Consider the following 13,416-nt stretch of genomic DNA (forward strand, 5'->3'; position numbering starts at 1 on the left):
GTGGAAAGCGCTGTCTGTAGCGGAACATCCAAATCTGAATTAATAATCAAACATTTTTCATAAAAAGCATCCATTTTGTCTTTATTTCAAAATGGATGCCTTTTTTTAATCCAAGTTTGTTTATGTGAGCTTATCATGTTGAATCCTGGAGAAGAATATAATTTTATATAAAACAGTGCTAAAAAATGAAAAATCGATTTGCTAATGAAGGAATAGATTAATTTTCTAGACATATATTTAAATAGTTAAAGGAGCCTTTTTATATCTTCTAGTTTTTAAAAGGATAGGGGTGTTTATTTTGAAAGAACAAGTGAACGATCAAGCCAAACGTTTTTTTGAATACTTGCTAGCTCTTTCATCTTTGGATAGTAAAGTTATCCGATCGATTAAAGATTATGAAAAGATCTGGAAGTGGGATGAACTAGCGGAGATTGAAGGATGTACGATTGGAAATCAGGATGGGCATACATCGAACCTACTTGAGATACATAAGCCGAATCCTGAACAATTCGAACTCAATAGCCCAAGCCCATTTCCTGAATTAGACAAATGGATGAATGTCGATGATAACAAAGTATTAAGTACTCCTACTTATAAAGATATTTTACAATTAGATGAAAAAATATTTAAAGAAATTGAAAATCAAGAAACGATTAAATTGGATTCACAAAGGTTATCAGAATGGAAAGAATGGCTGGAAAGAAAAAAACAATTTGTCTACACCAATACGCTCTATTCAGAGCTTCTCGAATTGATCAAAAGATTAGATCAAGAAAACCATTCAATCGAATTAGTAATATCAAAAGGATTACTTAAATGGCGAGGGGTATCGGGAGAAGAAGAAATTGAACTACCATTGTTCACTACAAACGTACTGCTATCCGTTGATACTAAAACGGGCACAATCACATTACAAAATGAAACAGAAGGATTACAATTTGAAAATGATTTATTCAGTGGTATAACCTTGCCAAATAAGAATGAAATACAGATCATAATTGAAAAAATTGAGCAATTAAGCTTTTTAGATGACATTTCAAATGAATTAAAACAGTTGGTTCAACTAATCGATCCTGCAGGCAAGTTTATTGGAAAGAGCAGAGGAACGCATGAAGATCATGGAACTGTAGTAATCGATCAGTCATTGTTGATTTTACGAACCAAAAATACGAACATTGTAAGAAAAGATCTGCAGCAAATTATTTCATTAATTGATCAAAATCAATTTGATCTTCCAGATTCAATACATGCCTTTTTGGGGGATTCCTCTAAACATAAAGCACCTAGCCACCATTCAATAAAAGAAAATTTCATCCAATCTGCCAAATCAGATCAAGTGTATTTCCCATTAGATGCAAGTGATCAACAAAAAGAGATTATAAAACGGATCAATCGTTACAATGGAGTAGCTGTTCAAGTGCCTTCAAAACTAGCAAAGACACATACCATGGCTAATTTAGTTTCTCACTTTTTAGCTGAAGGTAAGAAAATCCTTGTTACTTCGCAAGAGGATCAACCTTTAAAAGAATTAAAAGAGATGATACCAGAGGAAATAAGCGATTTATGTGTCACTGCATTAGGTGAGGAAGCTACTATATCCAATGAAATCGAACAATCCATTCGAAAGATAGAAGAAAAAATCCAAGAATTAGATGTCCAAACATTAAAAGAAAATGTAGAAAGAAATCTGCAACGATTAAATCACAGTATTCAAAATGAAGCTTTATGCAGAGAAAGTCTGAAAAAGTATGCGAAATCAGAAGGTACGCCGATTTTATATCAAAATCAGCAGTTATTTAAACATGAAGTAGCAAAACGTCTTGCAGAAACGGATGTCTATTATCAATGGATACTAGATGAACTTCCTTTAATCATGAAATTGCCTTTAAGTACAGGAGAGTGGGAGAATTTCTGTAGATTACAAAATGCTTTCAAAAAATCAGATTCAGAGTTATTCCATACCAACTTACCTTCTTTAGAGCATGATATTTTAAGTGAAATAGCATTTAAAATGTTATTTGAAGAAGAAAATATACTACTTGAAGAAATCGACTTGCAATATATTTTGCCGATCGAACTTACGTCTTCAAAAAAATCCACACTGCTCATTATGAAAGCTTTAGTGGAAGAAATCATTGAAAATCATATGCTAGTTGAGAATGAAATTTTCAGTAAGTTTATACGTGAATTACTTGCTACCGAAAAACGAAGAGAGTATTGGATTCAACTTATAGAAGAAATAAAACAATATAATGAAAAAGCACAATCTTTATATAATGATTTATCACAACACACGATTACTCTGCCTAAAAAGTTAAGTAGTGAAATTCAGTTAGATTTGATTATTGCAAGAGAGAAAATTTTATCAGGCAAAAAGCCCAATCAGTTGTTCTTCATGACAAAAGGAAAATCAGCAAAATATTTATTCCAAACAGCGATTCTAAATGGAAAACCACTTGAAAACTTAGAAGATGTTACTACAGTACAAAAACACATAGAATATAAGAAAATCATCACAAAATTAGCTCGACTATTTAATGTGAATATGAACGAAATCGGTATTTCAGGAATCGATATTACCGAACAAGAATTCACTCGAATATTGGAAGAAAGAATAGAGATCTTATCGCAAATAATCAATATCGTAAATCAAGAAATCGATTTATCAGCGAAATTACAAATGGAGCAGCTTCAAACAGGGAATATTTTTGATTTAACGTTTTACGAAAATTTGAAAACTGAAATTGAACAAACATTGCTTTATATCAAATATGAAAAATGGCAAGAAAAATATGAACTTGAAATTGAAAAGTTAGCTAATTTGGCGCAACTTGAGGATATGAATGTAATTGCAAAACATTTCCTAATGGCCATGCTAGATAAGGATTATGGTCAGTGGAAAGCTTTGATTACAGAGTTAAAAGAATTATATAAAGTGAGTCGAAACTTAAAAAGATGGGAAAAATATATAGATAAATTAGCAGAGAAACTTCCATTAACAGTTGAATCTATTAAAAATAATTTTGGAACTGTGAAACTTGAAGAGGATCACTATGAAGAAGCCTTTGTATTGAGAAAAATGGAATCGTGGTTAAAAGAAGAAAGTGAATCCAATATGAATGAGTTGAAAGAGCAGCTGCAAAATGAGCGCAAAATTCAAAAGAAATTACTTCAAGAAATCGTCACTGATGCAGCCTGGGCTTCTCAAATTGAACGAAAGGCCGATGGAGAACAATCAGCTCAAACTACAGTCCCTGTTTGGATGATGTCGATTCATCAAGTGCTTCAACATTTCCCAATTACGAATGACAAATTTGATGTAATTATTTTAGATGAAAGCAGTCAATGTGATTTATTTTCCATCAATGTATTGTTAAGAGGGGAAAAAGTAATTGTTGTTGGAAATGATGAACAAATTAGTACACCATCTATTGGTACAAATCATGAAGCTGTTGCTGAATTAATTCATCGATATATTTCAGATGTTCCAAATCGTTCTTTATATGATGGTGAAATATCCTTATACAAAATTGCAGAACAGAATTTCCCGAAAGATGGGAAGTTGAATGTTCCGGAAATGATTCCTTTCACAAACGACGTAAGCGATACCGGAGAAAGGTTGCCGTTAGAGGTAGATCAATTGGAACCACTTTGTGAATCATCGTTTGAAAGCGATGTTCTGAAAAGAATCTTATCAAAAGGGTACCATGTTACACCTCAAGTAAAGGTTGGGCTTTATAAGATTGACTTTGTGATAAAGGGATTACACGATCGATTAGCTGTTGAATGTGAAGGGGATAAATGGCAAGGATCAGAAAAGTACGAAGAGATTCAAGAGCATCAAGAATCACTTGAACGTGCAGGATGGAAATTCTGGTGCATAAATGGTAGAGATTTTTATGCCAATCAAGAAGAAGCAATGGAAAGACTCTGGATTATTCTAGATGAAATGGGTATTTTGCCAATTGGTCAGGAAGAAACATCAAAAGTCCTCCATGATTTCAGTCTGAATGTTCAAAACGAGCAGGAACCCAGTATACAATTTCAAATCCAAAATAAAAAACTTTCTATTAAACCTATTCAAGAAAGCATATTGACTAATCAACTTGTTGTTCAAAAGATTTTTGACGAAAATGATGCGACTATAGAAAATGAAGTGGAAAAAGAACCAATCAACGAAAATGGCCCAATAAATGCTACATTGATCTATACAAATAAGGAAAAGTTTGATTCGAAAATATTCTCTGTATCAACGATTAATGATATCCCACCTGAGCTCATTCAGAATGTGTTAATACAAGGAAACGTTTCCATTGTAAAGTTCTTGAATGATCTGGGCTTTGAAATCATTGATTATCGATTACAGGATGGAAGCCTTTGGGTAGTTGCGAATGAGGAAGTAAAGCCGTTTATGGAAAAATTAGAAGCTTTTAATGTATCATTCCGCTATATCAGTAAAGGTAGCCAAACAACGAAAGGCCATCCAGCTTGGTATACGAAAATTTTAGATTGAGCGAAGTGAATAATGGGGCTGCTATCCGTGTGGGTAGCAGCTTTATTTTCTTTCATTGATTTGCTTCGTATTTGTCATGATGCCTTAATCCTAGTTTATCCTGCCTGCCTTTTGGAACCAAATCAAGAAACTGATAAGTGATGTTTAGCATATCAATTCCTCGTGCATAGGTAGAATACGTATGATAAATGTTTCCATCCTCATCTTTATAGAAAACACTGACGCCTTCTCGATCTTGACTCATTGGATCCTGGAATGCGTAGTTGTAAAATGCTTTCTTATTCACCACATCTTCTTTGGGAAAAGTGGCTTGAAAATCATAATTAAAATCTGTTTGCTGTGAAGAATACCAAGGAAACTTCCAGCCCATTCGTTTTTTATATGCCTCTAGTTTTTCTATTGGAGCCCGGGAAATGCACACAAATGAAACATCTCGGTGATTTAAATGGGGGATCATCCCACTATAGTGATCTGCCCAAAAGGAGCAATGCTTGCAACCTTGATCCCAATTTGGATCGAACATGAAATGGTATACAATGAGCTGGCTTTTTCCAAAAAATAGATCTGCAAGGTTCAATTCTCCACTAGGCCCATTAAATGAGTATGACTTACTGACAACTTCCCAAGGTAAATCACGCCTTTTCTGGGTCAGTTCATCTCGCAACCTCGTGAATTCCTTTTCCTTTAGCAGTAATTCTTTTCGCGCTTCAATCCACTGATCTCTCGAAAGAATTTTATGCTTATCCAAATTTAACACCTCATTTTTGATAATATCCCAGTTTATTCTAGCCAATTTTGAGAACTGATATACTATCTCATTTTTAGATTAATAAATGATTGTTTAGGACATAAGAATTTTACACTCAGTATTTGTCTCAGAGCTTACTGCTTTGATTATGTAGAAACAAACGTTAGATAATCAATTTAAGCTGGAATGAATATAATGTAGTAACACTTTTTATGCAATCGTCAATTTAGTCAATCGAAAAAGGAGAGAGAAAATCATGGAAATAGTAGCTTTTATTATTCAAGGAATTCTTCTTCTCGTGTTTGCATTAGCAGGGATTGGCAAAGTTGCAGGTTCCGAAATGCATGTCGAAAATTTTGAATATTGGAGATTACCTCAAAGGTTTAGAGTTATTACAGGAATTGTTGAAATTGCTGGCGCAGCGCTATTGCTTATGGGCTATTGGATGCCAAACACCTCGATGGCAGGAGCACTTATTCTTGGAATTACGGGGATAGGTGGAATTATCACACATATACGAGTGAAGGATTCATTTAAAGAAACTTCAACGATTTTATTCCTTACAATCTTATCATCTATTTTATTTTTCATTAATTATTTATAGATTAATAAAAAAGACATCGATTTTATATGAAATCGATGTTTTTTCATTGAGTTTTATAAAATCACAGTTTATGTTAGTGTTTCTAGGCTTACATTCGGAAAACTAATAAGTAAGTAATACTCCACATTATCAAAAGAAATGATGTTGTCATCCAAAAGGTATTTTTTGCGGTTTTTTCATCTGTTTTTATCTTTTTTAATATACTAACTAGATTTAAACAGAAAACAATGCTTAAAATCGGTACTAAGTAAATACCAATGTATCTAAACAGTACTAACATTCTCTAATTCAACCCCCAGTCAATATTGTTGTGATATGGTTGGTTATCATGAGTTCAATCAGTTTTATAATCGACATTCTTTAAGTCATAAAATTCCCAATTGGGCTTTTGAGAGGAAAGATGCCTGCTTCCCGAACAGAGTAGGAGAACAGGCAATATTTTTTATTTAACCCTCTAATCTACCGTTACATAAAGTTCTTTCACTAATAGAGAAGGGGAACCGAATCCACTTTGTTGGAAATGTAGGTCTGAGCAGGTTTCTTCAATGTTTTTTAACAAGTCATAGAAGTTGCCGGCAATTGTAATTTGTTTCACAGGTGATGCAATCTTTCCATCTTTTATATGGAATCCTGTTGCGGCAACGGAGAAATCACCAGAAATTGTATTTGTACCTGAATGAAGACCTGATAATTTTGTAACTAGGATTCCTTCTGCTACTGAGGCGATGAGATCTTCTTTCGATTTTTCGCCTGGAGCAATGTACATATTTTGCGCTGCAACAGAAAGCGTTCCTTTGTAAGACGCTTTTGATGCATTACCGGTAGATTCACAGCTCTCTTTTTTAGCTGTTTTTCTGTTATGAAGGAGTGTAACAAGTGTTCCATTTGTAATGATCGCCTGTTTTCTTGTTGCAACACCTTCTCCATCAAAATTAGATCCTCCTAAAGCATTTTTTGGATGGAATGGATCATCTAACAAAGTTAAGGTATCTGCTGCTACTTTTTCTCCAATTTTTCCTTTTAATAGCGATTGATTTTTTTGTGTATTCTCAGCTGAGAAGATAGATGAAAATGTATCCAGTAATGATGCCGCTGCATCATATCGCATAATGATTGGATATTTTCCTGCAGGAATTGATTTTTCACCGAGATAAGATAGGGCTTCTTCCGCAGCTTCTTTGGCAATTTCATCGGCATTTAATGAATGAAAGTCACGTGTTGATTTCATAAAGCTACCTGTTTTCATTTCTTCGCCGTTTTTCACTACAGTGGAGATATAGATTAAAAAGCCATTCTTTTTTTCTGATAATGAGAGGCCTTTACTGTTTGCTAATGAGCGTCCTGTTGCAAAGTCATAAAGGATGCATTCGTCAAGCGTAACAATTCGCTCATCATATGAACGTACTTTTTCTTCGATCGAGCGAAGTAATTCGATTTTTTCAGGGATTTGAACGTTTGCCAATTCTTCATTATAAAAACAATGCGTTTCGTAATTTTTACTCCCTTCAAAAATGTCCGAACCATCATCTTCATCTAGGATTGCAGCGTTTGCTTTTGCACTTTCGATTAAAAATGAAATGGAATCTTCATCAATTTTTTCTGTATAAGAATAGCCCATTTTACCGTTATAAAGTCCTCTAAGTCCAAGACCACCATCTTCAGACGTTTCGTAGCTATCAATTTCGCCTTCGAAAATCATACATTGGAAGGATTCTTTTTGTTCATAATATAACTCAACTTCTGTGAAACCAGCATTTAGAGCATCCTGCAATAATTGTTCTTGGAATTCTTTTAGTTTCATTACTTATTCCCCCTTTGTCCCACCAACTGTAATTTCACTAACGCGAATCATAGGCTGACCAACGTTAACTGGGATACTGCCACTTTGTGCTCCACACATCCCAGCACCATGTGCAAGATTATTACCAACACGATCGACTAGTTGCAATGTTTTTGCGCCATTTCCAATCAATGTTGCACCACGAACAGGGCGTTCAATTTTGCCGTTTTTGACGATATAGGCTTCCGCAACTGCAAAGTTATAATCTCCTGTTGCAGGATTGACTTGCCCTCCACCCATATATTTTGCGTAGATGCCATATTCAGTAGCAGCTATAATTTCCTCAGGTGTAGAAGTACCAGGTGCTATGAAAGTATTCGTCATACGTGAAGTAGGGCTGAAGCGATAGGATTGACGACGTGATGAGCCAGTTGGTTGAGCATTCATGCGACGTGCATTGAATTTATCAATCAAATAACCTGTTAAAATACCATTTTCAATTAAGACATTTTTTCGTGTTTTTTCACCTTCATCATCAATATTAAGTGAACCCCATTCGTTAGGGAGAGTACCGTCATCGATATAAGTTACGATTTCTGGTGCGACTCTTTCGCCGATTCGATTGGCAAATACTGAATTGTTCTTTGCTACAGCTGTTGCTTCAAGTCCGTGTCCACATGCTTCATGGAAAATAACCCCACCAAATTCATTGTCGATAATTACAGGGAATTTCCCACTAGGACATTCATCTGCATGGAGCATTGTTATCGCAATACGTGCTGCTTCTCCTGCATAGTGATTCAAATCTAAGTTCTCAATATATTCAAATCCAGCATGAGCACCAGGACCATAGAATCCAGTTTGCAATTCATTTCCTTCTGAAGCGGTAGTTTGAATGGCTAATCGGCTATGAACACGTGTATCTTCAATGAATTTACCTTCAGAATTAGCAATGAGAATATTTTGCTCTTCATCCAAGTAACGAACTCTAACTTGACTAATACGAGGATCGTAATTTCGAGCAATATCATTTGCCTGTCTCATAACCGTAGCTCTTTTTGCCTGTTCGACTGATTTCGGCGCTTGAGCGATTTGGTGAATAGGCGTAAATGTTTCCTTTTGAAGCGGGTGAATGGTACCCGAACCGCCACCTTGAATCGCAAGCGCAGCCTTTTTTGCCGCTAAAAGTAATCCTTCTTCTGAGAAATCATTCGTATAGGTGTAAATACTTTGAAGACCTGAGAAAATGCGAATCCCGATTCCAAAATCACGGCCCGAAATACTGTTTTCGATTTTGTTACTAACTAGGCCAAGTGAATTTGAATATTTATCTTCAATAAATACTTCAGAAAAATCTCCACCTGTAGAAAGTGCTACTTCCAACACATTTTCAATGATTGATTGTTTAATCATGTTTACGCCCCCTTTATTCAATTATAACGCAATAACCATAGTAAATTTTATAATAATTTGATAATTTTGTATATTTAATTAATTTTACCAATTCAGACTTGGATGTTCCGCTACAGACGGCGCTTTCCATGGGTTTGGCTTCAATCTCCTCGTCACTACGTTGAGGTCACTGAAAAACGATTTTACCCCTAATTTTTATAGTACAAATTCGCTATAACATGAAGTGGAATCAGCTTCGCTTTCCGCGGGCGAACCGACGAGCCTCCTCGCTGCGCTGTGGGGTCTCTCTGGCTCGCTTTCCCGCAGGAGTTTTCGGTAAGAATAACGGGGGAGGGAAGGAGAATAAGAAGTTATGATTAATTAGTAAAATATGGTATTGCTTTTTAAAGTTAGTTCAAGGGAATTAGAATTAAAGATGTAATACAAATTGGAGGGAAATGTTTGAAACAAAATATTTATGACAATCCGATTTTCTTTAAAAACTATTCTTCTTTACGTGAAAGTGGAGTAACCTATAATGATTTTGTAGAACAACCAGCAATAAAATCTGCAATTTCAACTCTTGATGATAAATGCATATTAGATTTGGGATGTGGATATGGTAAATTTGCTAAGTATTGCGTTGAGAACGGTGCATCAAAGGTTTTAGGTGTCGACATCTCAAGAAATATGATAGAAAATGCTTTAAAAGAAAATAGTCACGAGAAAATAGAATATATTTGTATGCCTATGGAAGATTTAGAAATACTAAATCAAAAATTCGATATCATCATAAGCTCTTTGGCAGTTCATTATATAGAAGATTACTCAACCCTAATTGAAAAGGTTAGTAATTTATTAAACAACAATGGAGAATTCATATTCTCAACGGAACATCCTATTGTAACAGCTCGAAAAGAAATGGATAACTGGGAAAAGGATCATGATGGAAATAGATTGCATTGGGCTTTGGATCATTATCAAGAAGAAGGAAAAAGGGAGCAACATTGGTACGTTGATGGAGTAATTAAATATCATAGAACAATTTCAACATTAATAAATACACTTATAAACAATGGCCTTGTATTGGAAAAAATTATCGAACCAAAGTCCACTCCTGCTGGGTTAGAACAAATGCCTAAATTAATTAGTGAAGAACGTAGACCATCTTTTATTGTAATAAAATCAAGAAAATAAATTTTAATTGATATTTACAAAGAACTACCAGACAAAAAAACTAGAAAAGAAACGAAAGAATCGAGTTGATTCTATTTAAGAGTCAACTCGATTTTTTAGGGTATTAACATGTGATACCAAGTAAAATACGCTATTATGATTATATTTCTTCTTGGAAATAGATTTTATAAAACTTACGATTTGATGTTTCATCATAGCCGACTTCGATTAGTTCATCCACTTGATCGATATCACGTACGTTAACCTGAATTTCAATATTGGAATCGAGTTTAATTTTACGCTTATAACTTTTTTCGGCCTTTTCAATCGCGCTCTCGGAAATGACTGTTTCGTATGGTTTTACTGTATTTATGATGATATCTTTTTGTACGGGCTCAGCCTTTTCGAAAACCGAGTCAATATAGTCACTTACTTCGAATTCTTCTTCATTTCTAAAGTAATCGAGCGTTTTGTTTAAAAAACCCAACTTCTCGGTATTCGTAAAACTATCTTCTTTTAAAATGTATTTTTTACATTCTGTTAACGCTAATTTTGTTTTATGATAATGCTCATCCGCTACCTTAATCTTTAAGAAACGCTCCTGCCAGTAGATAACATCCTCTTTCTTTTTCGTTTTGATAAAGACAGCAGGTGCTTCGTCAGCCCCCATATCTACGATAATAGCCATATTATTGATTTTCTTTACATTAATACCGTCAATACCATTGACAATCATTTTATTTTGTTCGTTTTTTACATCCAAAAATATTTCTTTTTCATCAATTTTTACAATGGCAATTACCTTCTTAGCAGTTGTATTCCAAAGGCAATTTTCGAATAATCCAATAAACAATTCGCCATCATTAATATTTGGATGTTGGGATACACTTTGTAAGTGTGTAGCGATATGCTTCGATTGTTCTAGGAAACTACTTTCATTATCAAATATAGATTTCACATATGTGTACACTTCATTTAATCCAATGTCAGTTTCGTGAAAAAATTCATATTGCTGATCCCAATCGATTTTGTTAAATGCAAGTTGTGTAAAGGCTGCTTCTAGCATGACCTCTGGCTGAGAGAATGCCTCTTCTCCCAAAACAAGAACATCACTAATATGATGTACCACATACTGTGCTAATTTACTGTCACTTACTTCTAGCATAGTCTTCACCTTCAAATCAATAGTTGTAGAGAGTATACCATATCATATTACGTCCAATTTTTACATGCCCAATTTTTAATAGAGGTTATGTTTGAGAGCTTTCTAGAGTAGGGTTCATAGTGAATTAAAAGAATGGAAGAATAAGAGAAATGCCGGAAAATGATGCGATACCGGAAAATGTACAGAACGAGCGTAATGACATGTCAGCGTAACGTGTTGCAAATAGTATGATTTGCAAAATTTGAATAGTAACACAAAAAACTCTAAAACGAATCTCATTCGCTTTAGAGTTTTTATTTTATCTATTAAAACGGACCATAATTCATCTTTTCTGCAATCACTAACAAAATCACTGAAATTATGAAGATAATAATAAAGAATTTGAAGTACCATCTCACCCATTTGTTCCATGGGATTCCTGCAACTGCAAGTGCTGCGATTAGCGCGCCATTTGTAGGGAACATGCTTGCTGCGATACCGTCACCTAATTGGAAGGCAAGTACAGCAGTTTGGCGTGTGACACCTACTAAATCAGCTAATGGTGCCATGATCGGCATTGTCAGTGCAGCTTGTCCACTTTGTGATGGGACTAGGAAGTTGATGATCATTTGCAAAATCATCATACCAACAGCTGTAAATGTTGATGGGAGATCATTTAATAGAGTGGAGGCAAAATGTAGGATAGTATCCATCAAACCACCTGTTTTAAAGATGACCAATACAGCTTGTGCTAACCCGATGATTAAGGCACCACCGATTAGTTCTGATGTTCCTTTTACAAAACTATCGGCAATTTCAGATGCTCCAAGACCACCGAGAATCCCCATAATAATACCGAACATTAAGAATAACCCTGCGATTTCTGGAATGTACCAGCCATATTTCATAACACCGATGATTAAAATCACGAAGTTTAATAAAAAGGCAGTTAACACTAATTTATGACGTAATGTGAAAGTAATGGACATATCTTCTTTTGTATGTGGACTTAACCTTTCAAATTTACCGTAAATTCCTAAATCAGGATTTTTCTTAACCTTCATTGCATGACGATAAACAAAGATGGCTGCTGTTGCGTAGAACACTACGAAAACAATTAGGCGATACCCGATCCCTGAGAATGTAGGGAGTTCGGCGATACCTTGTGCAACCCCAACGGAGAATGGGTTTAAAAAGCCCGCTGTGAAACCCATTGAGGCGCCGACTACTACAATAGCAAAGCCTGTAACGGCATCAAATCCTAATGCAATAGTTAATGGGACAAGTAGTGCTACATAAACAGCCACTTCATCTGACATCCCCATTGTTGCACCACAAATACCAAAGAACAACATAAAAATCGGAACAACTAATTTCTCACGGTTTTTCATTTTGCGTGCAAATGTTACGATAAATGAATCGAGTGCACCTGTGGCATTAATAATACCGAAAACACCACCAATAATTAATACGAAGAAAATCGTACCTGCACCATTCACCATACCTTTGTGAATATCACTAAATAATTCTAATAGACCAACTGGATGATTATCCACAAATGAAAAAGTCTCTGGCATAATTACACTTCTACCATCCACTACTTTTGTATCGTAATGTCCAGCTGGCACAATATACGTTAAAATTGCAGAAATTACGATTAAAGAAAAGATTAATACATATGCATTAACTCCTTTACTTCCTTTTTCTGCTTTCTTTTTCTTAAACATAGCCATGCTCCTTACTAATCCTAATGTATCTTATATATTAAAAACTTTTAAAATGACTTAAATTGTTTATTGATAGGTTGTTATTATACATAATATATGATTTTTATACAATAGTGTTTTTAAATAAAATATGATCGTTTTTAAGATGAAGATTTGAATTTTTTTAGGAAATGTTTTTTTGGATTTGGACGAAGAGATTTAGATTCTTTATAAAAGTGAGGGAAGAGGCGGGTTAATTTAAAGTTTCCGATATAAAAGTAAAAATCAGAAAATGATTTAAATAATGGGCGACTTTTCGCAGATGCAGCTTTGAATAGTACGAATAGATGATA

At 34.7% G+C, this 13,416-nt stretch carries 8 protein-coding genes; 3 read left to right on the top strand and 5 right to left on the bottom strand.

Features of this window, described 5'->3' with window-relative positions; translation table 11 throughout:
- Window positions 1-298 precede the first annotated feature (298 nt).
- On the top strand, window positions 299-4,513 hold the full coding sequence (locus ABE048_RS09910; RefSeq protein WP_430311017.1) for a hypothetical protein: 4,215 nt from the start codon (window positions 299-301) through the stop codon (window positions 4,511-4,513).
- A 52-nt stretch (window positions 4,514-4,565) separates the two neighbouring features.
- Here the strand turns inward: ABE048_RS09910 and ABE048_RS09915 are convergent, their stop codons facing one another.
- On the bottom strand, window positions 4,566-5,270 hold the full coding sequence (locus ABE048_RS09915; RefSeq protein ID WP_430311048.1) for a DUF899 domain-containing protein: 705 nt from the start codon (window positions 5,268-5,270) through the stop codon (window positions 4,566-4,568).
- Window positions 5,271-5,517: 247 nt separating this feature from the next.
- Between ABE048_RS09915 and ABE048_RS09920 the strand changes: the two genes are divergently transcribed.
- A complete protein-coding gene (locus tag ABE048_RS09920) occupies window positions 5,518-5,865 on the top strand; it encodes a DoxX family protein (protein WP_430311019.1) in 348 nt (115 codons plus the stop codon).
- A gap of 454 nt (window positions 5,866-6,319) precedes the next feature.
- On the opposite strand, the gene ABE048_RS09925 is transcribed toward ABE048_RS09920, so the two are convergent.
- Both ABE048_RS09925 and ABE048_RS09930 read right to left on the bottom strand, forming a co-directional pair.
- Window positions 6,320-7,666: a TldD/PmbA family protein gene (locus ABE048_RS09925; RefSeq protein WP_430311021.1), complete on the bottom strand. Its 1,347-nt coding sequence runs from the start codon at window positions 7,664-7,666 to the stop codon at window positions 6,320-6,322.
- Window positions 7,667-7,669: 3 nt separating this feature from the next.
- The gene (locus ABE048_RS09930; RefSeq protein ID WP_430311023.1) at window positions 7,670-9,058 is read right to left on the bottom strand and encodes a TldD/PmbA family protein; all 1,389 of its coding nucleotides are present in this window, start codon (window positions 9,056-9,058) and stop codon (window positions 7,670-7,672) included.
- A 441-nt stretch (window positions 9,059-9,499) separates the two neighbouring features.
- On the opposite strand from ABE048_RS09930, the gene ABE048_RS09935 reads away from it, so the two are divergent.
- The gene (locus ABE048_RS09935) at window positions 9,500-10,234 is read left to right on the top strand and encodes a class I SAM-dependent methyltransferase (protein WP_430311024.1); all 735 of its coding nucleotides are present in this window, start codon (window positions 9,500-9,502) and stop codon (window positions 10,232-10,234) included.
- Between the two features lie 139 nt (window positions 10,235-10,373).
- Here ABE048_RS09935 and ABE048_RS09940 read toward each other — a convergent pair whose 3' ends face one another.
- The gene (locus ABE048_RS09940; protein ID WP_430311026.1) at window positions 10,374-11,378 is read right to left on the bottom strand and encodes a nucleoid-associated protein; all 1,005 of its coding nucleotides are present in this window, start codon (window positions 11,376-11,378) and stop codon (window positions 10,374-10,376) included.
- 305 nt (window positions 11,379-11,683) lie between these two features.
- A complete protein-coding gene (locus tag ABE048_RS09945; protein ID WP_430311027.1) occupies window positions 11,684-13,090 on the bottom strand; it encodes a YfcC family protein in 1,407 nt (468 codons plus the stop codon).
- Window positions 13,091-13,416 lie beyond the last annotated feature (326 nt).

Origin of the sequence: Rummeliibacillus pycnus (assembly GCF_050459865.1) — a bacterium.
Classification (GTDB): Bacteria; Bacillota; Bacilli; order Bacillales_A; family Planococcaceae; genus Rummeliibacillus; species Rummeliibacillus pycnus_B.